The sequence below is a fragment of the uncultured Veillonella sp. genome (genome assembly GCF_963524655.1).
GTDB lineage: Bacteria > Bacillota > Negativicutes > Veillonellales > Veillonellaceae > Veillonella.
On the sequence record NZ_CAURHA010000011.1, the window covers coordinates 32,767 to 55,045 of the forward strand.

Here is a 22,279-nt window from a genome sequence, read left to right on the forward strand (position 1 = left end):
CTTTATGTCTTATAGGAGGCATATATGAAACGGTGGATTGCTCCGGGCGTTTTAGCCCTTTTTGTGGTAGGGATGTTAACCTACGGCATAAACTTTTACCATCAAGAACAAATCGAACTGGCAAAGGAGCCAGTTCGCGGTGAAATTACAGTCTATACAGACTTGCCAAATAATTTAACTACCATGCTTGCTGATCGTTATGAAGCGGAACAAAATGTAAAGGTTACAATAATGCCTCTTACAGAAGATCAAATGGCACAACGGTCAGCATCAAATGTGGCTGATACATCTGGCGATTTAGTTCTTACCTCTGAGGATAATCTCGTTGTAGGTGCTAATACTGGTAAATATGCACCAATCGTTAATGAACGAATTGATGAAGTGCGAGATACATTTAAGGATCCTAATGGCTACTGGGTTGGCCTTTGGTATGATCCTATCGTATTTGTTCAAAATGATACTTTCCACAATGGTATTGGCAAGTATATTACTACTTGGGAAACCTTGGGAAAACAAGGGGACTGGTCTATTATTATGACCGATTTTGTAGCATCTCAAAATGCGGCAAATTTACTATATAATATGGTGGAGTACAAAGGGGAACCAGAGGCTCTTGAATATTTGTATACCTTGAAGCCACATGTAGTACAACATGCTAAATTTTTGTCTACTCCAGTACGCTTAACGGCATTAGGAGAAACAAATATTGGGATTGGAAACTTATCTGATGCAGCTCAGTATAATCGTCATGGATATCCAATTAAGTTCATTTATCCTAAAGATGGCACATCTTATTATGTAACTGGTGCTGCGGTATTAAAAAATTCAAAGCACAAAGCGGATAGTGTTGAATTTATTAATTGGTTGTTATCTACAAAAACGGCGAAATATATGGTAGAAAATAATTTTACCTATATGTTCACCAATCCTGAAATGGATGAGCCGAAGGATTCTATGGGACAAGATTTAGTGCTATGGCCTGTGAATGGTGGCTATACTATGGAAGGTAAAAAGTTATTGTTAAATCACTGGGTTAGTCAAGTACGATTCCGTAAAGACTAAGTCCGTTGAATAGATCCTAGCAATAGGAAAAGAGATAGAATCGAGTGAAGAAAGGATATAGAATGGGTAAGAAATTAGGGTATGTTAGCCTAGGTTGTGCTAAAAATTTAGTAGATACTGAAGTAATGTTAGGTTTGTTGAGAGACAATGGCTATACCATTACTGAAGACCTAAGCGAAGCAGACCTTATCGTTGTTAATACCTGCACTTTTATTGAGAAAGCCAAGGCTGAGTCTATTAATACCATCCTTGAGGTTGCTCAATATAAGGAAAATGGCCTTTGTAAGGGTCTTATTGTAGCAGGTTGTCTTAGCCAACAATATCAGGATGAATTATTCCAAGAAATTCCTGAAATTGATGCATTAATCGGTACTGGTGCATGGGACCAAATTATGGTAGCCGTTGATGCTATTGAGCATGGCAATCGAAGTTGTATTATGGAGAATATTACGAACATCTATGATGAACGTATGCCTCGCATTCAGACTACACCTCGTTACAGTGCATATGTAAAGATTGCAGAAGGCTGTAATAATGGTTGTACTTTCTGTATTATTCCAAAGGTGCGTGGTGCATTCCGTAGCCGTACAATTGAGTCTATTAAAGCCGAAGTAGAACGCTTAGCAGCATCTGGTGTTAAAGAGGTCGTTCTTATCGCTCAAGATACGACTAGCTATGGTATTGACCTCAACGATGGTACGCCATTGTTGACTACGTTGTTAAAAGAATTAACTACTGTAGAAGGCATCGAATGGATTCGTATGCTTTACTTATATCCAACATTCTTCTCTGATGAATTGTTAGATATTATCGTTAATGAGCCAAAACTTTGCAAATATGTAGACATTCCGTTGCAACATGTTAATAACGATATTTTGAAGCAAATGAATCGTCGCGATGATCGTAGTGATATTGAGCGTTTGCTTAAGAAAATTAGAAATGCTCCTACACATATTACATTGCGTACATCTATCATCGTTGGTTTCCCTGGTGAAACAGACGAGCAATTTGAGGAACTTTGCGACTTTGTAAAAGAAATCAAATTCGATAATATGGGTGTGTTTACCTACTCTCAAGAGGAAGGTACACCTGCAGGTGCTCGTGAAGACCAAGTCCCAGAAGAGATTAAAGAAGAACGTTACCACGTTCTTATGTCCATCCAAGCTGCTATCTCTGAAGAGAATAATCGCGACTTAGAAGGTACCATTGATTATGCGATGGTCGAAGAAATTGAAGAAGGCGATAATAATACATTGCTTGCAAAAGGTCGTTTGAAATCTCAAGCTCCTGATGTAGACGGCAATATGTACATCGAAGACTGCGGCGAAGATATTAAACCTGGTGACATTCTCAAGGTACAAGTAGAACAAGGTTTTGCGTACGACGTTGTAGCTACTGTTGTAGAATAATACACTTCGATATATTCGAGTGTGGAGGTGATCTGATGATTGTAGAACTTATTTCTACAGGCTCAGAATTATTGCTAGGTGATACAGTAAATACGAATGTATCTTGGCTAGCACAAGAGTTAAATAAATTAGGCTATACTATTGCTCATCAATCCGTAGTTGGCGATAATCCTAAGCGAATGGCAGAGGTTTTTCAGCTAGCTAGCACACGGGCTGATATTGTGATTAGTACTGGTGGGCTAGGTCCAACACAAGGTGATATTACGCGTAATGTATTAGCCGACTCTATTGGACGACCTATTGTATTTAATCAAGAGGCAATGGATGAGGTTAAACGTTTCTTTGAAAGTGTAAAACGAACTGTACCTGATGCAAGTCGTCGGGAAGCGGAGTTGCCTGAAGGTGCAAAGATTCTTAAAAATCCTGTAGGCGTAGCTCCTGGTGTTGTCGTAGAGGATGGGGACACTACATATATACTTTTACCTGGACCTCCTGGAGAAATGAAGGGCATGTTCCAAGAGGGAGTAGTACCTTATTTAGATAGTCGATTCGGTTCGCAAGGTGTTGTTACATCCTATCGATATGGCGTATATGATATCCGTGAAATCGACCTAGAGAACACTTTGATGGACCTCATTAAGAATCAATCAAATCCGACTATAGCTTTGCTCATTAAAAAGGGCTATATCGAGGTTCGTATCACCGCTAAGGCTGATACCTTAGCGGCAGCACAAGCGCTTCTCAATCCTTGGGATACTATTATTCGAGAACGATTAGGCTCTCGGGTAGGCCGTGATTTGACGATTTCTATGGAGGAAACCCTCGGTTGTGCTCTACTGGAGGAGCACAGTACGATTAGTACTGCTGAATCTTGTACTTCCGGTTTAGTTGGTAAATTACTTACTAATGTGAGTGGCAGTAGTGAGTACTACATGGGTGGCGTTATTTCGTATAGCAACGACATAAAACATCGTGTACTAAGTGTACCTCAAGACATGCTCGATACGTATGGTGCCGTAAGTGAACAAGTCGCTAAGGCTATGGCGGAAGGGGCAAGAGCTATTGGACAAACGACCTATGCCGTTTCTACGACGGGCATAGCTGGTCCTGGCGGAGGTAGCCCTGAAAAACCAGTTGGTCTTGTGTGGTTTGGTGTTACTGGCCCACATGGCACTGTAGCTCATAAGGCAAATCTAATTGGCAATCGAGATGATATTAGACAAAGTGCAGCAGAGCTAGCACTATATTATGTGTATACTTATATAACAGAAAAGGGGAAATAAAATAATGGCTGTAGATGGCAGACAAGCAGCGTTGGATAACGCGTTAAAACAAATTGAAAAAGACTTTGGTAAAGGTGCTATTATGCGTCTTGGTGAAGCGGCTGATCGCATGAACGTAGAGGTTATCTCTTCCGGTTCTCTTGCTATCGATATCGCTGTTGGCGTAGGTGGTTTCCCTCGGGGTCGTGTTATTGAAATTTACGGTCCAGAATCCTCTGGTAAAACAACAGTAGCACTTCATGCTGTAGCAGAAGCACAAAAACAAGGTGGCATTGCAGCATTTATTGATGCGGAGCATGCTATGGATCCAGTATATGCTCGTAACTTGGGCGTAGATATCAATAATTTATTGATTTCTCAACCAGACAATGGTGAGCAAGCTCTTGAAATTACAGAAGCTCTTGTTCGCAGTGGCGCTGTAGATATTGTCGTAGTTGACTCCGTTGCAGCTTTAGTGCCTAAAGCTGAAATCGAAGGCGAAATGGGCGATGCTCACGTAGGTTTACAAGCTCGTTTGATGAGTAAAGCATTGCGTAAATTGACTGGTATCATCAGCAAATCTAAAACGGTTGTTATCTTTATCAACCAATTGCGTGAAAAAGTAGGCGTAATGTTTGGTAACCCTGAAACGACAACCGGTGGTCGTGCGTTGAAATTCTATTCTTCTGTACGCCTCGATGTTCGTAAAGGTGAGTTAATTAAAGCTAATAACGAAAACGTTGGTGCCCGCACTAAAGTTAAAGTTGTTAAAAACAAAGTAGCACCTCCATTCAAAACAGCTGAATTCGATTTGATGTACGGCGAAGGTATCTCCAAAGCAGGTACGCTTATCGATATCGGTACAAATATGGAAATTATTAATAAATCTGGCGCATGGTATTCCTACAATGGGGAGCGTATGGGCCAAGGTAAAGAATCTGCTAAACAGTACTTACTTGATAACCCACAAATAGCAGATGAAATCGATCGTATTATTCGCGATACATTGGCAGTAGGTACAGAAGAAATCGACGTAATCGGTGAAGAAGTAACTGAAGAAGTATAATTATGAGTGAAGAAACGATGCAAGCTGCTATGGATCAAGCGTATCGCTTCCTAGCTCAACGATTTCTTAGTTCCTATGAACTAACACAAAAAATGAGACGTAAACAATTCGAGGACCCAATCATTGAGCGGGTCCTTGAACGCCTTAGAGAGTATGATTATATCAACGATGAGCGCTTATCTGAGCAGGTATTAGCATACTTGATGAAAGAACAAAAATATGGGGCCTACATGATTAAACAAAAGATGAAACTTCGGGGGCTTGAGATTCCCCAAGAAATTTCTTCTTATGATGAAGTAAAAGCGGCCTATCGAGTGGTGGAGAAAAAATTTGGCTCCATTCTCAATGAGGACCGCACTCCTCGTGTAAAAGTATTCAACTTTCTCAAATACAGAGGGTTCTCAACAAGCACGATTCAAGTCGTATGTAATGATTTTTATGAATAAAGTATGCTTTTTGAGAGTCCTTGCTAGGCTTGTAAAATCTTGACAGAAAGGGCTTTCAAGTCTAAAATTAAAAATAGCTTTATTTATTTATATGATGATAAGGCTAATTGATAATTTAATGCATGAAGGGCATAAAAAGGAGCATGAAAGCTCGATTTTGAGAATTTAAGAGGAGGTGAGACAGATTTTAGAGTATAGTCTAATTGCAGTGGTAATGGTACTGATTGGACTAGGGGTAGGCTATTTTTTAAGAAAAAATATTGCTGAAGGAAAACTGAATCAAGCTGAACAAGAGGCTGCACGCATCATCGCTAACGGTGAGCGCACAGCTGAGTCTAAAAAGAAAGAAGCTTTATTAGAAGCGAAAGAAGAAATTCATAAGCTCCGTTCCGATGTGGAACGAGAAAATAAAGATCGTCGTTCTGAACTTCAACGTATGGAACGCCGTATTCTTCAAAAAGAAGAATCTTTGGATAAAAAATTAGACAATATTGAGCACAAAGAGGAAGCTTTACATCGCAAAGAAGCTGAATTAGCCCAAAGCCGTGAAAAGGTAGAAGCTTTGTATGAAAAACAAATGGCAGAATTGGAACGCATTTCTGGCATGACTTTCGAAGAAGCGAAAAATATCTTGTTAACGAATGTAGAACAAGAAATCCGTCATGAAACGGCGATTATGGTTAAGGAAATGGAACAGCAAGCTAAGGATGACGCGGAGAAAAAAGCGAAAGAAATTATCTCCTCTGCAATCCAACGTTGCGCAGCTGACCATGTAGCGGAAACTACCGTATCCGTAGTGGCATTGCCTAATGATGAAATGAAAGGTCGCATTATCGGTCGTGAAGGTCGCAATATTCGCGCACTTGAAACATTAACAGGTATTGACTTGATTATCGATGATACACCAGAAGCAGTTATTCTTTCCGGTTTCGATCCAATTCGTCGTGAAGTGGCTCGTATCGCATTGGAAAAATTGATTGTAGACGGTCGTATCCATCCAGCTCGTATTGAAGAAATGGTTGGTAAGGCTCGTAAAGAGGTTGACCAAACTATTAAAGAGGCTGGTGAACAAGCGACATTTGAAGCTGATGTTCACGGCTTACATCCTGAAATCGTTAAGATTTTAGGTCGTTTGAAATATCGTACTAGTTACGGTCAAAACGTATTGAAACATTCCATCGAAGTATCTCATTTAGCAGGTTTAATGGCAGCTGAACTTGGCTGTGATGTAACATTGGCTAAACGAGGTGGCTTAATTCATGATATCGGTAAAGCATTGGACCGCGAACTTGAGGGCTCTCATGTTCAAATCGGTGTTGATGTAGCTCGTAAATATCGTGAAAGCGCAGCGGTAATCAACTGTATTGGTGCTCATCATGGTGATGAAGAATTCCAAAGTGTTGAGGCTGTATTAGTAGCTGCTGCTGATGCTATCTCCGCAGCTCGTCCTGGAGCGCGTCGAGAAACATTAGAAAACTACTTGAAACGTTTATCTAAATTGGAAGAAATCGCTGAATCCTTCGAAGGCGTTGAAAAATGCTTTGCTATTCAAGCAGGTCGTGAGATTCGCGTTGTAGTAAAACCGGATAAGATTGATGAAGCTGAGTCTACATTACTCGTTCGGAATATCGTAAAACGCATCGAGTCTGAACTCGAATATCCAGGCCAAATCAAGGTCGTAATTATTCGTGAAACTCGCGTTGTGGATTACGCAAAATAATATGCAATAAGCGATAAGTATAGGCTGCAATGTTATCATTGCAGCCTATTGTTATCAAAATATTGGTAATGGTATCGTTTAATACGGCGTATAGGAATCCTTATGTATTTAGTTTCATAGATAAGGATTCCTATGATTCGTATTTGATTTTTGTATTATTTTAATAATTTAACTAATTAAAATCTTTTACAAATAGAGGATTTTTTATTTGTATATCGAATTAATATATATATGGGGAAGGAGGCGTTGGCTATGAGCCGATATTTTGAAAATGAATTGATTGAACAAATCAAAGATGCTAATGATATCGTATCAGTTATATCCGAGCATGTAGCCTTAAAGAAACGCGGCAAGAACTATTGGGGTTGTTGTCCTTTCCATAATGAAAAAACGCCATCCTTTAGCGTTGCCCCTGAAAAGGGTTTTTATTATTGTTTTGGTTGCCATGCATCGGGGAATGTTATTAAATTCCTTATGGAGTTAGAACATTTAACCTTTGTAGAGGTACTAGAGCGGCTAGCTAATCGAGCGAATATTCCATTGCCAGAGGCGAAGCTTTCACCTGAGCAGCGAGCTCGAGATGAAAGGCGTAAAAAACTATATGAAGCTTGTGATTTAGCAGCCACATTTTTCCATAACTGTCTCACACAAACCTCTATGGGAAAGGTGGGGCTTGATTATTTGAAGAAGCGGGGACTTACGAAGGAAACCATAGAACAGTTCAAGCTTGGATTTGCCCCTGATGGTTGGGATAAGTTATATCGTGCCTTCCATGAGCGCGGTATTGACGATTCAATTTTATTAGAGTTGAATCTAGTACGTAAAAACCAAAAGGGACAATTCTATGATTTCTTTAGAAATCGTATTATGTTTCCTATAATGGATGGTAAAGGGCGAGTAGTTGCCTTCGGTGGTCGTGTCATGGATGACAGCACACCAAAATATTTAAACTCCCCAGAGTCATCTATCTTCGAAAAGGGTAAAATACTATTTGCTTTTGATAAGGCGTACAAATCGATTCGTCAGGAGAGACAAGCCATTCTCGTAGAAGGGTATATGGATGTTATATCAGCTCATAACCATGGCGTTACGAATGTGGTGGCCTCTTTAGGGACTGCTTATACAAGAGATCATGGTCATATCTTGATGAGACAGGCTGATGAAATTGTATTAGCCTATGATATGGATGGTGCCGGGCGCCAAGCGGCTGCTAGGGCCATTGAATTATTACAAAATACAGATTTTAAGGTGCGTGTTCTCGCTATGCCAGATGGAAAGGATCCTGATGATTATGTACGTAATCATGGTGGGCAGGCATTTAAAGACTTAGTCGCAAAGGCTGTGAAGCCCCTCGATTATTTATTGAGTGAGTCTTTAATTAAGCACGATACTAACGATACTGAAGGAAAACAAGCCGTTATGGCTGACGTGTTCCCATATATTGCAAATATAGATAGTCAAACACAGCGAGATGACGCATTAAAAACATTGGCACTGCCATTATGGCTTGATAATAGCAGCATATTTAGATACTTCCGAGATTATGTGAAAAAAGGACAAATTGAATTAGTGGATACTGCATCAGCACCTTTGCCAACACAGGATTTACCTAAGGGGGATGCGGAAAAATTATTGTCCTTAGCTTTTACTGATGGGGAAATATTATCTCATATGATGAGCTATTTGCCGATAGAAGACTTTCAAAAAAGCGAATATCGATGTATAATAGAAAAGATATTCTCCTTGTACAAGACAGAAGGTCACCTGGATGAAACAGCAATTCAGTCTGTGTTAACCCCATCAGAGTATGATATTTACTCTAGATTGGTTGTGATGAGTGACGATGAATATAAGGTACAAGTGCCTGGATTAATCCGCAAGATAAGACTCCATTCATTGCGTGAACAGTATAAAGCGCATTCAATTATGGCGGATCAACTAAAACGGGCAGGAGATTCGACGTTTATTAGCGAATTACATAAATGTCAGGAAATACAGAATTTAATTAGAGAATGGTCTAAGTAAACAATACTATAAAGGAGAGCGCTGTGGCTAAGAAAGTACAAAAAAGTCAAATAGAGGAGATTGTGGAACAACTTCTTGAAAAAGGCCGTAAGACCGGTGTGTTGACACAATCCGAGATTTCAGATGCTCTTCATGAGCAGGCGGAAATTACTGCAGAACAATTAGATGACATTTATACTACGTTAGGTAAATTAAATATTGAGGTTGTAGCTGACATCGATGCAGAAGATGTAGAAGAACATCCAATCGAGCCAGAAGAAGATGCTGAAGAGGTTGTTAGTGAGAAGAGTATCTCCATCGACTTAAGCGTAGACTCTGGTGTTAATATCGATGATCCAGTGCGTATGTACCTCAAAGAGATTGGTCGTGTTCCTTTGCTTTCTGCGGACGAAGAAATCGTTTTAGCAAAGCAAATTGAAGCTGGCGCAACAGATGATGCTACATATAAAGATATTCAACTTGCCAAAAAGGCTAAGAAAAAATTGGTAGATGCTAACTTGCGCTTAGTTGTCAGTATCGCAAAACGCTATGTAGGTCGTGGTATGTTATTCTTGGATTTGATTCAAGAAGGTAACCTTGGTCTTATTAAAGCGGTTGATAAATTCGACTATACAAAAGGTTACAAATTCTCCACATATGCTACATGGTGGATTCGTCAAGCGATTACGCGTGCTATTGCAGACCAAGCTCGTACGATTCGTATTCCTGTACATATGGTAGAAACGATTAATAAATTGATTCGTATTTCTCGTCAGTTGTTGCAAGATAAAGGTCGCGAACCATTGCCTGAGGAAATTGCGGAAGGCATGGGAATCACTGTGGAGCGTGTGCGTGAAATTCAAAAAATCGCACAAGAGCCAGTATCCTTGGAAACTCCGATTGGTGAAGAAGAAGATTCCCATTTAGGGGACTTCATCGAAGACCAAGACGCAATTGCTCCAGATGATGCAGCTAGTTACATCTTGTTGCAAGAGCAAATTGAAGATGTATTTACATGCTTAACTGATCGTGAGCAACAAGTATTGATCTTGCGCTTTGGGTTGAAGGATGGTAAACCTCGTACATTAGAAGAAGTGGGTCAACACTTCAATGTTACTCGTGAACGTATCCGCCAAATCGAAGGTAAGGCGCTTACTAAATTGCGTAACCGCGGTAAACGCGATAAAATCAAAGACTTCTTATAAGATAAAGAATCTCGTAAGGGTTGTAATGCAGTGTTCTCTAGCACTGTGTTACAGCCCTTTTGTGTTAAAATAAAGATATGATTCATCGTTTTATGCTCATGAAACAGTCATAGAAATACGGTGTACCTTGACTTAGTGCTAGCCTATTCGGTATAATTAATAAGCTAGAAACTAACTGTGGGCCTATAGCTCAGGGGTAGAGCAACCGGCTCATAACCGGTCGGTCCCTGGTTCGAACCCAGGTGGGCCCACCAATTATGTTGATATCTACCGTCCTTGAGAATTCAAGGGCGGTTATTTTTATATACTAATAGTAGAGGATATTATGGAACCTAGACCTATGATGGACCGCTTGGAAGCGGTGTTTTCAATCGTGCCAAAGGCTCATGCTATTGCAGATATCGGTACTGATCATGGCTACTTAGCGGTAGAACTCATTAATCGTGGTCGTGCTGAATTTGTCATCGCTGGGGATGTGCATAAAGGACCGTTAGAGTCAGCAAGAGAATATGTTAAGTCCCGTGGACTTGAGTCTAAGGTAGATTGCCGTTTAGGGGATGGTTTAAAGGTAACTGAGAAAGGCGAGCTAAATGGTGCCATCTGCTGTGGTATGGGCGGCTTTTTGATGCGCGATATTGTAGACGCAGGACCTGAACCATTAGAGTTCTACGTGTTACAACCACAAAATGGGCAAAAAGAATTGCGTCAGTATATGGTGCAAAAGGGCTATGTTATCGTTCTTGAAATTATCGTTGAAGATGCAGGTAAATTATATACTGCATTTTTAGCGATTCGCGAAGATTGTATAGAAAAGTATACTGGTACACCAATTCAAGAAAATGTGTATGCCGCATTGCCTGAAGAATCCTTATTGTGGTCTGTGGGGGCTCTTCTTGAACAGGAACGTCCACCTCTTTGGAAGAAATACATTGACTATTTGATTTACCAACGCCAATGTGCACTAGATGGTATGACTGATAAATTGAGTCATACCGATAAATATAAGGAACTAGATGCTGAAGTGGCATTTCTTTGTAGTCTTTTAGAAAATAGATAAAAGGAAGTGAGTTATATGACAACGATTCAACATGTTATTTCATTGATGGAACAATTGGCACCGCGTTCCTATGCTGAATCATGGGATAATGTAGGTCTTATGGTAGGTGATCGTAATACAGTGGTCACAGGTGTATTAACGACCTTAGATGTTACAGAGGAAGCTATAGTCTATGCTATTGAGCATAACTACAATATGATTGTTAGCCACCACCCATTAATCTTTAAAGGTTTAAAACAGTTATCATGCGATACGGTGCAAGGTCGTATGATTAATCAGTTGATTCAGCATAAGATTGCCGTTTATAGTGCTCATACAAATCTCGATATCGCACCAGGTGGTCTTAATGATATGTTGGCAAATCAATTAGGTCTTATTGACATAAAAGGTTTTGTTAAAACTGGTGAAGAAGTGCTATATAAGGTGACTACCTTTGTACCTGAAAGCTCTGCTGATGCGGTTCGTTATGCTATGGGGGCCGCAGGGGCAGGAAAAATTGGCAACTATGAGCACTGTAGCTTTAGTCTTCACGGTGAAGGTCGCTTCATAGGTAATGAAGCGTCTCATCCTGTCATCGGTGAAGCAGGTGCTTTAACGGTGGCACCTGAGGTACAAGTGAATGCTATCGTTGATGGTACTCATTTAAGCCAAGTGATTGAGTCTATGAAAGCAGCACATCCATATGAAGAAGTGGCTTATGAAGTTGTGTCCTTAGTATCTCCTACAGCGTCTACTCAGTATTTAGGTAGAGTTGGTCGCTTGCCAAATGCATTAAATTTAGATACCTTCCGTGAATGGGTACAAGAAGCTTTACCATTGGCAAATATTCGCTTTGCAGGTATTGCACTTAAGGAGATTCAATCTATTGCGTTATGCTCCGGAGCTGGTGCTGAATTTATTAAAGATGCGGCTCGTTTGCATGTGGATGCATATATTACAGGTGACGTGAAGTATCATGAGGCCCAAATGGCTAAGGAATTAGGACTCCTTGTAGTTGATGCAGGGCATTTTGGTACAGAATCTATTGTAGCTGATGGTTTGCGAGATTATTTAATCGGAACAGGCCTTTCTATTCCTGTTCAAGCTTTCACAGAGCAAAATGATTTCTTCTTTTTATAATGTTGCATTTTCTTGCAACAAATAGCTTAGCTATGATAAACTGAATTGAAGCAAGTATGAAAGACGGTTGCGAGTCCATAGGACTCGAGGAAAGTCCGAGCTCCATAGGGCAGGATGCCAGATAACGTCTGGCGAGGGTGACCTTAGGGAAAGTGCCATAGAAAAGGAAACCGCCACGTCAGTGGTAAGGGTGGAAAGGTGAGGTAAGAGCTCACCAGCAGTCTGGTAACAGGCTGGCTCGGTAAACCCCATCCGGAGCAAGACCGAATAGGGAAGGGTTAAGGGTGGTCCCGCCTACCTTCCGGGTTGTGTCGCTCGAGCGTGCAGGCGACTGTACGCCTAGAAAGATAATCGTCACCGCGCAAGCGGAACAGAACTCGGCTTATTGATTGCTTGCTTCCATATGTAGGATATAATTTATAGTAGTATATAAGATTGTAGATCTTTGTTAGGAGAACTTCATGGCAATTACAGCAATTACTAGTGTACAAGAATTTGATGAAAAAGTACTTGGCTCTAAAGGTTTAGCTATTGTTGATTTTTGGGCTGCTTGGTGCGAACCTTGCACTGTTATGCGTCCAGAGGTAGAAGCAGTGGCAGAACGCTTCGAAGGGCAAGTAGAATTCTTTAGCGTTGATGCAGAAGATAAAAATCTTCGTGGTATTTTATTGAAAGAAGACATCGATGGCATTCCATCCATGGTATTCTTCCGTGATGGCAAAATGCTTGATTCCCTTGTAGGTTACAAAAAAGCTGACGTGCTTGAGGCCCTAATTAAGGAAATCATGTAACAGACTAATAACTGTTAAAAAATTACAAAAACATAGCATACAGAGCTGTATATAAGAGAAATTACCTCTTATATACAGCTTTTTTGCTTAAATTCTATAGTTATTAGTTTTATAAAGTGTTATAATAAAGTAGTAAGAATGTGATTGTTATCATGAATTTTAAACTTTATCGTCTGATAAATTAAGCTTATAAAAATGATTGCTATCATATCGTTGTAGTTTATTAAGTAATATACATATATTGCGCAAAGTTGTTGTAAGGAGGCTATATTCCGTGAAGAATCGTGTAAACAGTCTATGGACACTCTTCCAAGAGCGCCGTTTGAGTCGACGCACATTTATGAAATCCTGTGTAGCACTCACCGCCATTTTAGGTCTACCACCAACGATGTTAGACACCGTTGTTAAGGCTGCTGAAACAACTGAATTGCCTACGGTAATTTGGTTACATGGTCATGAATGTACTGGTTGTAGTGAATCTTTTATCCGTTCATCCTCTCCATTTACCTCTGATGTTATTTTGAACATGATTTCTCTTGAATATGATGATACTTTGTCTGCTGCCTCTGGTGCACCGTTAGAGGAACATCTAGAAAAAATCATCAAAGAAAAAGCTGGTAAATACATCTTGGCGGTTGAAGGTGGCGTGCCACTTGACGAAGATGGTGTTTACTGCACTGTAGGTGGTCGTACATTTAAACAATCCTTGTTAGAAGCGGCTAAAGGTGCTGCAGCGATCATCGAATATGGTTCTTGTGCTTCTTGGGGTGGTATCCAAGCGGCTAAACCAAATCCAACAAATACAGTATCTGTATCTTCTGTTGTATCTGGTAAACCAATTATTAAAGTTCCTGGCTGTCCTCCGATTCCAGAGGTTATGACTGGTGTAGTAATGCATTATGCATTGTTCGGTCAAATTCCACCTCTTGATGCACAAGGTCGTCCTAAACAATTTTATGGCAATCGTATTCATGATACATGCTACCGTCGTGCCTTCTTTGACTCTGGTCTATTCGTTGAGAAATTTGACGATGATGCATCCAAATCTGGTTGGTGCTTGTACAAAGTAGGTTGTCGTGGACCTCAAACATATAATTCTTGTGGTAACTTGCGTTGGTGGAATGGTTTGTCCTATCCAATTCAATCCGGTCACGGCTGTATTGGTTGCTCTGAAAAGGGCTTCTGGGATAATGACGTATTCTATAAACGCTTACCTGACATTCCATTAGCAAATACCATTACAACTGCTGATACAATTGGTACTGTAGCTGCCGTTGGCGCTACTACAGCGGTTATTGCTCATGGTGCTGCAACCCTTATTCGCAATAAATATCTTGATATTCAAGAGGAAAAACGCTTGAAAGAACAAGGTTTATGGGATGAAACGAAGCATAATAATGGAGGAGGTCACTAATGAAACGCGTAGTAGTAGATCCGATTTCCCGTATTGAAGGTCATTTACGGGTAGAAATAAAAGTTGATGAAGCAAGTGGTAAGGTAGAGGACGCATTGTCTTCTGGTACTGCTTGGCGTGGTATCGAGCTCGTTGCAAAAAACCGTGACCCTCGTGATTTATGGGCCTTTGTACAACGTATTTGTGGCGTATGTACAACAACACATGCTTTAGCATCTTTACGCGCTGTAGAGGATGCATTAGGTATTACGATTCCTAAGAATGCGAACTATATCCGCAATATTATGCATAGCTCTTTAGATGTACATGACCATATCGTGCATTTCTATCACTTACATGCTCTTGACTGGGTTAGCCCTGTAGCAGCTCTTAGTGCAGATCCAGCTAAAACAGCACAATTACAAAATGACGTACTAGCTACTTATAATATTAGTGGTTTAGCTCCGGCAGAAACAGCATCTAAAGATTCTGCATATCCTAAGGAGTTCCCTAAAGCAACTACTGCGTATTTTGCAGCAGTACAACAAAAGGTTAAGAAAATTGTTGAATCTGGCCAATTAGGTATTTTCTCTGCTCAATGGTGGGATCATCCAGACTATAATTTATTACCACCTGAGGTTCATTTGATGGCTGTATCCCATTATTTGAATATTCTTGACCGTCAACGTGATATCGTAATTCCTCACGTTGTATTTGGTGGTAAAAACCCTCATCCACATTACATCATTGGTGGTATGCCATGCGCTATCTCCATGAATGATATGAATGCGCCTATCAATACGCAACGTCTTGCTGCAGTAGAACAATCTATTGCATTGACTAAAGACTTGGTAGATAACTTCTATGTACCAGATCTTTTGGCTATCGGCAAAATGTACGTAGAAAAAGGCATGATTGATGGCGGTGGTCTTGCGAAAAAACGCGTTATGTCTTATGGTGATTATCCTGACGATACTTATACAGGTATTTCTGATGGTGATTATCATAAAAAATGTATCGTTCGCTCTAATGGTGTAGTAGAAAACTTTGCATTAGGCGTAGATAAAGCTACATTTATCCCTCTGGAAGGTAAGGACTTCATGGATCCTCAATACCTTAGTGAAGAGGTTGACCACTCTTGGTTCACATATCCAGATGGTACGAAAACACTTCATCCTATTGATGGTGTTACAGATCCTAAATTCACAGGTCCTAAATCTGGTACTAAAGAGAAATGGGAGTATCTTGACGAAGATAAAAAATACTCTTGGATTAAATCCCCAACTTTCAAAGGTAAAACTGCAGAGGTTGGTCCATTAGCAAAATATATCGTTGTATATACAAAAGTAAAACAAGGTATTATTAAAGAACCTACTTGGGCAGAAGCTATGATTGTTCGTCAAATCGATACAGTATCCCAAGTATTGGGCGTACCTGCACATGTATGGATGACAACTATGGTCGGTCGTACAGCATGTCGTGGTCTTGATGCACAAGTAGCGGCAAATATTAGCCAATACTTCTTTAATAAACTTGTATCCAATATCAAAAATGGTGATACTGCAGTAGCAGATATGACTAAGTTTGAACCAAATACATGGGAAAAAGATGCAAAAGGCGTTGGCCTTGTAGATGCGCCTCGTGGTGGTTTGGGTCACTGGATTCACATCAAAGATGGTCGCTCTGCAAACTATCAATGTATCGTACCGTCCACATGGAATGCATGTCCTAAGACTGCAGCTAATGAACATGGTGCCTACGAAGATTCCATGATTGATACAAAAGTAAAAATTGCAGATAAACCTCTTGAGATTTTGAAGGTTATTCACTCCTTCGACCCATGTCTTGCCTGTGCAACCCATTTATACAATAAAAAAGGCGAAAAAATCGTTTCCGTCAATACTGATGCATTGTGTAAATAAAGGGTGGTGGACTTATGTTAATACATACTGACAAAAAGGCGTATGTTGTATTTAGTTTATGGCTGCGCATCTTCCACTGGACTATGGTACTTAGTGTAACAGCTTTGTTCTGGACGGGTCTATATATTGGTGACCCAGGTTTTGCTGCCATAACAGGTAATCCGGAGCCAACCTTTGCAATTGATGGTTGGTTTTCTATGGAAACTATGCGCCGAATTCATTTCGGTGCAGGGGCAATTTTAACATTCTCCTTTATTTTCCGTATTGCGGCAGGTTTCTTTAATCGTGGTGATAGATTATTACCTAAATTCAGTCAAAAACGATATTGGTATGGTCTTAAAGAAGCGGTATTACACTATTTAATGATCCCTCAAAAACATGAACATCATTGGATTCGTAACTCTTTAGCGAGAACGGCCTATATGATGGTGTATATTATGTTCTTCTTTGAAATCGTTACAGGTGCTACTATGTACTCCATGATCGATCCAAATGGCTTCTTAGGCACTCTGTTGTCTCCTTTAGTTGGCCTATTTGGTGGGGAATATAATATTCATATGATTCATCACTACATTGCTTGGTGCTTCTTATTCTTTACTATTGTGCACGTGTACATGGCGTTCCGAGAAGACGTTATGGAGGAATCTGGTGAGGTATCCTCTATGGTTTCTGGTATGAAATACTATGCTCATGATCCAATCGATATTGAGGATCTCAATGGTAAACGCCGTCGTGGCGAACGTATTGAGAAACCATCCTTTACTACATATCGTCCAAGCAACCCTGACGATCCTAGAGAAAGAGAATTAAAGAATGATGACTGATACAAGTACTGAGTTCATCAGTGGCTTGGAACAATACGCGGACTCTGAGGGTCCGCGTATTGATTTAAGTAGCCTTTATGATGATGGAAATAATGAAATTGTTCTGCTTGGAGTAGGGAATATATTACTTACCGATGAAGGGCTTGGAGTACATGTTGTAAAAGACCTAAAAGAGTCTTTTGCTTTTACACCTGCCATTACCATTATTGATGGTGGCACTATGGGGATGGAATTACTGACCTATATGAGAGGTATGAAGAAAATCCTTCTCGTAGATGCAATTAATGGAGGGGAACCGCCTGGAACAGTTTATGAGTTCCCTCATAAAGAGTTAGAACAATATTTTACTGAGCATATTTCTGTGCATGAAGTAGGTATGCAAGATATTTTACGTATCCGCGCCATTCAAGAGGAGCCTCTAGAGGATGCTGTAGTCATTGGTGTAGAGCCAGAATCCCTTGAGATTGGTTTTGAACCAAGCGAGGTTGTTCAACGGGCCTTACCAGAGGTAAAAGACCGTGTCCTTAATGTACTTCGACAATGGGGCGTACAAGTAGAACCGAAATTATAGGAGTATATATGATTGAAAATTACAACAATGTAAGGGCTGTATTAAATGAATTGCGTTTAGCTCTTAAAAACTTGCGTGAGACTGGTGAAACCTATTCTATTTATATTGAAAAAACAGGCCTTACAGAGGAAGAACAAGTGGAAGTATTAGAAACCCTTGGACGTGGTCATATTACAATTAGTTTTAATGAAACTGATCAACCTGTAGAGTGGTATGAATCTCAATTCTCAGGGATTTGGATTGGTACCTTTAAAAATGGTCGCGACGACTCAATTTTGCACACTGTAGAGGTAGCAAAATATCCTATTGTTGCTGGTGCGTACGAAGAAGATATGGAAATGGCAGAAGAGGATTTACAATCCTGGATTGATGCTGCAGGATTATAACAGAAAAGGACCTTTGAAGTGGATTCCCAAATTAAACATGATTTGGGAATCCATTTTATGTTGGACTTCCTTTTCATTTGTGGCTTTTTGATATAAGTGAAACTTGTATTTTTATATAAGTGAAACATGTATCATTGTAAAAGTTATGAAATTGTATTATTATATAAAGCCTCTTTTCTTTTAAGAGAGTTTTGTGGAATAAAAATTTTAATTCATAATAGTGGGGCTAAATTAATAAAATAACTAAATTTTATATGAATATAAAATGAATTAGGGGTGTTTTGATGTGTTTGTTATCAAAAATCTATCTGATATTTTGATTAACACTTTATAAAATTAGTAATAATCATTATTCCTTAGTTCGGTAGAGAAATAAAATTATTTTATAATTACCCGCATTGAGTAAAATTTCAAATAAATAAATGTTTTATTAATTTGTTGTACTTATATATAAGCTAAATGAAGCGTGTTTTTAGTGATTTTTTAAAAAGTAGCTTATTTACTGGGTTTACAAGAGGAATTTTACCTATTGTTAACCTTAGTGATTTGCCTTAATTTACTAATTAACATAAAATATGTGAGTAAAATACTTTGGAGGATTTATGTTACTTTCTATTGTAGTACCTGTATATAACGAAGAGGAAAACATAGCAATTTTCTATGAAGCTGTCACTGATGTTATGTCAGGTCTCACGTACGATTATGAACTAATCTACGTAGATGATGGATCTAGTGATTCGTCAGCTATGATATTACGTGAAATTGCATACAATGATAAACATGTAAAAGTGTTATTGCTTGCTCGTAATTTTGGGCATCAGACAGCACTTACGTGTGGTCTTGATTATGCTCATGGCGATGCAGTTATTACAATGGACGGTGATATGCAGCATCCACCGGCATTGATTCCTGAACTCGTTCGGTTATGGGAATCGGGGTACGATGTGGTGCGCACCATTCGAGATTCAACTGAGGACGCTAGTTGGGCCAAATCTTTCACGTCTAAGTATTATTACAAGCTAATGAACAAGATGGCTGATGTTCCTATTGTGGAAGGTGGATCTGATTTCCGCCTCATGAATAGTAAAGCATTAGGCACGTTGAAACGGTTTAGAGAACATGGTCGTTTCTTGCGCGGTATTGTTGGAGCCTTAGGGTATAGACAAGCTGAGTTGCACTTTGTAGCTCCACCTCGATTTGCAGGGGTTTCAAAGTTTAGTGTGCGCAAAATGATTCGTTTTGCTCTCGATGGGGTAACAGCCTTTTCAAGGGTTCCTTTACGGGCCGCTTTATATGTAGGTGTACTCTGTGGTGGTATGAGCTTCTTGCTTATCTTACATCTGTTGTATGTATACATTACAGGACAAGCCTTGAATGGGTGGACTACGTTAGGCGTATCCATTTTGTTTATTGGGGGGATTCAACTCGTCGGACTGGGAATTATTGGCGAGTATGTAGGTCGTATTTTTGAAGAGGTGAAGCAACGGCCTTTGTATTGGGTTAAGTCAGCTATAAATTTTGAAGAGCATGAAGAGGCTCCGTTACTCGGACCTAGTAGTGCAGATGTATTTATGGCATCAGAGACTTATACTCACAAACGCAAAGAAGACTAGCTGTATTTGTAGATGCAAATAAATAGACGGTTAGTATATTTTGAATAAATAACTTACTTTAAAAGTTTGGAAAGGAAGCATATGAAGTCAAAATATAGTAAGGTTAAAATAACGGCATTAACATTAACTTTTGTGTGTGCCACAACAGCCATGGTTGGCGCAACAACATTACAATATGGTGATAAAGGCAAAAGTGTTACAGCGGTTCAACAACAACTAATTAAGCACGGTTATAATGCTACAGACAAAAATGGTGTTTATGGTAAGGAAACGAAATGGGCAGTTCGTCTGTTCCAACAAGATCGTGGCCTTCCAGTGGACGGTATCGTAGGTCCTGCTACGTATAACGCATTGATGGGTGCTCCTCGTTCTACGAAGGCAGTATTGACTCAAAATGCAGCGACTAAAGCAGTAGCAACGAAATCCGCTTTCACAAACAATAATGCGACATCTCGTCGTATTGCTGGTCAATCCATTAATGGCAAAAACGTTAAACTAAACAATATTGCGAAAAATGAAACACCTAGCAGCATTCACGCTATCTTGGCAGAAGCTGACAAATACCGTGGTGTACCATATGTATTTGGCGGTACGACTCCAAGTGGTTTCGACTGCTCTGGTTACGTTAAATATGTATTCGAAAAACAAGGTATTTCCTTACCTCGTTTGGCGGACGAACAATATAACGTAGGTGTTGAGGTTTCTCGTGCGAACTTGAAAGCAGGGGATTTGGTATTCTTCGAAACATATGAGCCAGGTCCATCTCATTCCGGTATCTATATTGGCGATGGCAAGTTCATCAGCGCCACTTCCAGTCGTGGTGTTGCAGTAGCAGACCTTGATACAGGATATTGGGGCGAACGCTACATCGGCGCGAAACGCGTTGTGCGCTAATTTAATAACTAGCTATAAAAGAGGCTATACGAATCAATTATGTTCTGTTGATTTGTATAACCTCTTTTTCTCATTTCTAGAAATATTGAATTTTATCCTTGTATTTGCTATTGTGAAAGTCCGTAAATTCCGCATAATCTCAATGTTTTTAATAGATTTTATGTCGTTTTTACGATATAATGAAGAGTAAATAATTTTAGGAGGAATATACACATGAAGGGTAATGAGCTGCGTCAAGCATATTTGCAGTTTTTTGAAAGTAAAGGACATTTAAAATTAGATACTTTTTCTCTTATACCAGAAAATGATCCATCTTTATTATTGATCGGGGCAGGTATGGCGCCATTAAAGCCTTTCTTTACAGGTAAATTGGTACCTCCTTGTCATCGTATTACAACAAGCCAAACATGTATGCGTACAGGTGACCTTGAGAACGTAGGTCGCACAGCGCGTCACCATACATTCTTTGAAATGCTTGGTAACTTCTCTTTTGGTGATTACTTCAAAAAAGAAGCTATCCATTGGGCATGGGAGTTCTTAACTGAGGTTATTAAACTCGATAAAAATAGATTATACGTTACTGTATATCCAGATGACCAAGAGGCATATGACACTTGGCATAAAGAGTGTGGTGTAGAAGAAAGCCACATTTCTCGCTTAGAAGACAACTTCTGGGAAATCGGTGAAGGCCCATGTGGTCCAGATAGCGAAATCTTCTTTGACCAAGGTCCTGAACATGGTTGTGATGATCCTAACTGTGCACCAGGCTGTGATTGCGATCGCTACCTTGAAATCTGGAACCTTGTATTTACTCAATTCAATAAAATGCCAGATGGTTCCTATGAGCCATTACAACATAAAAACATCGATACAGGCGCCGGTCTTGAGCGATTGGCTTCCGTATTGCAAGGTTGCAGAACTAACTTCGAAACAGATTTGATTTATCCAATTATCGAAGCTACTGCAAAACGTGCTGGTGTTACTTATAACGATAATCCTAATACTGATGTATCTTTGAAAGTTATCGCTGACCACGCTCGTGCTGTAACGGCATTGATTTCCGATGGTGTATTGCCATCTAACGAAGGTCGCGGTTATGTATTGCGCCGTATCTTGCGCCGTGCTGTACGTCATGGTCGCTTATTAGGCATTGAGGGTATCTTCTTAACACCGCTAGTTGATGTAGTAGTAGATATTCTTGGCCCTGGTATTAAATCCATTGCTGAGAAGAAAGACTTCGTTAAACGGGTAGTTCAAAACGAAGAAGAACGCTTTAACCAAACATTGGAACAAGGTCTTGAGTTATTGAACTCCTTGATCGACACATTGGCTGCTGAAAAAGCAACTGTAGTTCCTGGTTCTGAAGTATTCAAATTATATGATACTTATGGATTCCCTTGGGAATTAACAGAGGAAATCGCATCTGAACGTGGTTTTACAATCGACCATGAGGGCTTCGAAGCTGCTATGAAAGAGCAACGTGAACGCGCTCGTGAAGCTCGTGTTAAAGAAGATGCGAAGGTAGCAACACCAGA

Annotated in this window: 19 protein-coding genes, 1 tRNA gene and 1 other RNA gene; all 21 read left to right on the forward strand. The window is 39.8% G+C overall.

Annotation, left to right across the window (positions count from 1 at the left end; genetic code table 11):
- Positions 1 to 24 precede the first annotated feature (24 nt).
- Entirely contained in the window at positions 25 to 1,062 is a 1,038-nt protein-coding gene (locus RYM16_RS03665) for an extracellular solute-binding protein (protein WP_314982371.1), read from the forward strand.
- 62 nt (positions 1,063 to 1,124) lie between these two features.
- Positions 1,125 to 2,471, forward strand: coding sequence for a 30S ribosomal protein S12 methylthiotransferase RimO (gene rimO, locus RYM16_RS03670; RefSeq protein WP_314982373.1), 1,347 nt, complete (start codon positions 1,125 to 1,127; stop codon positions 2,469 to 2,471).
- Positions 2,472 to 2,506: 35 nt separating this feature from the next.
- Complete coding sequence (locus RYM16_RS03675; protein WP_314982375.1) at positions 2,507 to 3,754, forward strand: competence/damage-inducible protein A; 1,248 nt, start codon at positions 2,507 to 2,509, stop codon at positions 3,752 to 3,754.
- A 4-nt stretch (positions 3,755 to 3,758) separates the two neighbouring features.
- On the forward strand, positions 3,759 to 4,799 hold the full coding sequence (gene recA, locus RYM16_RS03680) for a recombinase RecA (RefSeq protein WP_314982377.1): 1,041 nt from the start codon (positions 3,759 to 3,761) through the stop codon (positions 4,797 to 4,799).
- A gap of 2 nt (positions 4,800 to 4,801) precedes the next feature.
- Entirely contained in the window at positions 4,802 to 5,245 is a 444-nt protein-coding gene (locus RYM16_RS03685) for a regulatory protein RecX (RefSeq protein ID WP_314982379.1), read from the forward strand.
- A gap of 175 nt (positions 5,246 to 5,420) precedes the next feature.
- Positions 5,421 to 6,965 carry a ribonuclease Y gene (rny, locus tag RYM16_RS03690; RefSeq protein WP_009351096.1) on the forward strand — a complete coding sequence of 515 codons (1,545 nt, stop codon included), beginning with the start codon at positions 5,421 to 5,423 and terminating at the stop codon, positions 6,963 to 6,965.
- 252 nt (positions 6,966 to 7,217) lie between these two features.
- Positions 7,218 to 8,990 (forward strand): DNA primase, encoded by a 1,773-nt coding sequence (dnaG, locus tag RYM16_RS03695; RefSeq protein ID WP_314982381.1) that lies wholly within the window; start codon positions 7,218 to 7,220, stop codon positions 8,988 to 8,990.
- Positions 8,991 to 9,013: 23 nt separating this feature from the next.
- Complete coding sequence (gene rpoD / locus RYM16_RS03700; RefSeq protein ID WP_314982383.1) at positions 9,014 to 10,174, forward strand: RNA polymerase sigma factor RpoD; 1,161 nt, start codon at positions 9,014 to 9,016, stop codon at positions 10,172 to 10,174.
- A 179-nt stretch (positions 10,175 to 10,353) separates the two neighbouring features.
- Positions 10,354 to 10,428, forward strand: a tRNA-Ile gene (locus RYM16_RS03705).
- A gap of 71 nt (positions 10,429 to 10,499) precedes the next feature.
- Positions 10,500 to 11,231 carry a class I SAM-dependent methyltransferase gene (locus RYM16_RS03710; protein ID WP_314982385.1) on the forward strand — a complete coding sequence of 244 codons (732 nt, stop codon included), beginning with the start codon at positions 10,500 to 10,502 and terminating at the stop codon, positions 11,229 to 11,231.
- 15 nt (positions 11,232 to 11,246) lie between these two features.
- Positions 11,247 to 12,350 carry a Nif3-like dinuclear metal center hexameric protein gene (locus tag RYM16_RS03715; RefSeq protein WP_314982387.1) on the forward strand — a complete coding sequence of 368 codons (1,104 nt, stop codon included), beginning with the start codon at positions 11,247 to 11,249 and terminating at the stop codon, positions 12,348 to 12,350.
- Between the two features lie 50 nt (positions 12,351 to 12,400).
- An RNA gene (gene rnpB / locus RYM16_RS03720) (RNase P RNA component class A) lies at positions 12,401 to 12,751 on the forward strand.
- Positions 12,752 to 12,811: 60 nt separating this feature from the next.
- A complete protein-coding gene (locus RYM16_RS03725) occupies positions 12,812 to 13,141 on the forward strand; it encodes a co-chaperone YbbN (protein WP_287291642.1) in 330 nt (109 codons plus the stop codon).
- Between the two features lie 274 nt (positions 13,142 to 13,415).
- On the forward strand, positions 13,416 to 14,555 hold the full coding sequence (locus RYM16_RS03730) for a hydrogenase small subunit (protein WP_273299216.1): 1,140 nt from the start codon (positions 13,416 to 13,418) through the stop codon (positions 14,553 to 14,555).
- Positions 14,555 to 16,456, forward strand: a complete 1,902-nt coding sequence (locus RYM16_RS03735; RefSeq protein ID WP_314982389.1) for a nickel-dependent hydrogenase large subunit — start codon at positions 14,555 to 14,557, stop codon at positions 16,454 to 16,456. The genes RYM16_RS03730 and RYM16_RS03735 overlap by 1 nt, the downstream gene beginning before the upstream one ends.
- 14 nt (positions 16,457 to 16,470) lie before the next feature.
- A complete protein-coding gene (gene cybH, locus RYM16_RS03740) occupies positions 16,471 to 17,280 on the forward strand; it encodes a Ni/Fe-hydrogenase, b-type cytochrome subunit (RefSeq protein WP_314982392.1) in 810 nt (269 codons plus the stop codon).
- A complete protein-coding gene (locus tag RYM16_RS03745; protein WP_314982398.1) occupies positions 17,273 to 17,851 on the forward strand; it encodes a HyaD/HybD family hydrogenase maturation endopeptidase in 579 nt (192 codons plus the stop codon). Before cybH ends, RYM16_RS03745 begins: the two co-directional genes overlap by 8 nt.
- A gap of 8 nt (positions 17,852 to 17,859) precedes the next feature.
- A complete protein-coding gene (locus tag RYM16_RS03750) occupies positions 17,860 to 18,237 on the forward strand; it encodes a hydrogenase expression/formation C-terminal domain-containing protein (RefSeq protein WP_288991756.1) in 378 nt (125 codons plus the stop codon).
- Between the two features lie 602 nt (positions 18,238 to 18,839).
- Positions 18,840 to 19,850, forward strand: coding sequence for a glycosyltransferase family 2 protein (locus RYM16_RS03755; RefSeq protein WP_287291636.1), 1,011 nt, complete (start codon positions 18,840 to 18,842; stop codon positions 19,848 to 19,850).
- Between the two features lie 81 nt (positions 19,851 to 19,931).
- The gene (locus RYM16_RS03760; RefSeq protein WP_009351205.1) at positions 19,932 to 20,744 is read left to right on the forward strand and encodes a C40 family peptidase; all 813 of its coding nucleotides are present in this window, start codon (positions 19,932 to 19,934) and stop codon (positions 20,742 to 20,744) included.
- A 213-nt stretch (positions 20,745 to 20,957) separates the two neighbouring features.
- On the forward strand, positions 20,958 to 22,279 hold a 1,322-nt coding region (alaS, locus tag RYM16_RS03765), incomplete at its 3' end, for an alanine--tRNA ligase (protein WP_314982394.1).

Excerpts from the sequence above, each read along its gene's own strand:
- cybH (WP_314982392.1), top strand. The coding sequence starts at position 16,471 with ATGTTAATACATACTGACAAAAAGGCGTATGTTGTATTTAGTTTATGG.
- RYM16_RS03675 (WP_314982375.1), top strand. The coding sequence starts at position 2,507 with ATGATTGTAGAACTTATTTCTACAGGCTCAGAATTATTGCTAGGTGAT.
- RYM16_RS03715 (WP_314982387.1), top strand. The coding sequence starts at position 11,247 with ATGACAACGATTCAACATGTTATTTCATTGATGGAACAATTGGCACCG.
- RYM16_RS03725 (WP_287291642.1), top strand. The coding sequence starts at position 12,812 with ATGGCAATTACAGCAATTACTAGTGTACAAGAATTTGATGAAAAAGTA.
- dnaG (WP_314982381.1), top strand. The coding sequence starts at position 7,218 with ATGAGCCGATATTTTGAAAATGAATTGATTGAACAAATCAAAGATGCT.
- RYM16_RS03710 (WP_314982385.1), top strand. The coding sequence starts at position 10,500 with ATGGAACCTAGACCTATGATGGACCGCTTGGAAGCGGTGTTTTCAATC.
- rimO (WP_314982373.1), top strand. The coding sequence starts at position 1,125 with ATGGGTAAGAAATTAGGGTATGTTAGCCTAGGTTGTGCTAAAAATTTA.
- RYM16_RS03745 (WP_314982398.1), top strand. The coding sequence starts at position 17,273 with ATGACTGATACAAGTACTGAGTTCATCAGTGGCTTGGAACAATACGCG.
- RYM16_RS03735 (WP_314982389.1), top strand. The coding sequence starts at position 14,555 with ATGAAACGCGTAGTAGTAGATCCGATTTCCCGTATTGAAGGTCATTTA.
- recA (WP_314982377.1), top strand. The coding sequence starts at position 3,759 with ATGGCTGTAGATGGCAGACAAGCAGCGTTGGATAACGCGTTAAAACAA.
- RYM16_RS03665 (WP_314982371.1), top strand. The coding sequence starts at position 25 with ATGAAACGGTGGATTGCTCCGGGCGTTTTAGCCCTTTTTGTGGTAGGG.
- RYM16_RS03685 (WP_314982379.1), top strand. The coding sequence starts at position 4,802 with ATGAGTGAAGAAACGATGCAAGCTGCTATGGATCAAGCGTATCGCTTC.
- RYM16_RS03750 (WP_288991756.1), top strand. The coding sequence starts at position 17,860 with ATGATTGAAAATTACAACAATGTAAGGGCTGTATTAAATGAATTGCGT.
- RYM16_RS03760 (WP_009351205.1), top strand. The coding sequence starts at position 19,932 with ATGAAGTCAAAATATAGTAAGGTTAAAATAACGGCATTAACATTAACT.
- RYM16_RS03755 (WP_287291636.1), top strand. The coding sequence starts at position 18,840 with ATGTTACTTTCTATTGTAGTACCTGTATATAACGAAGAGGAAAACATA.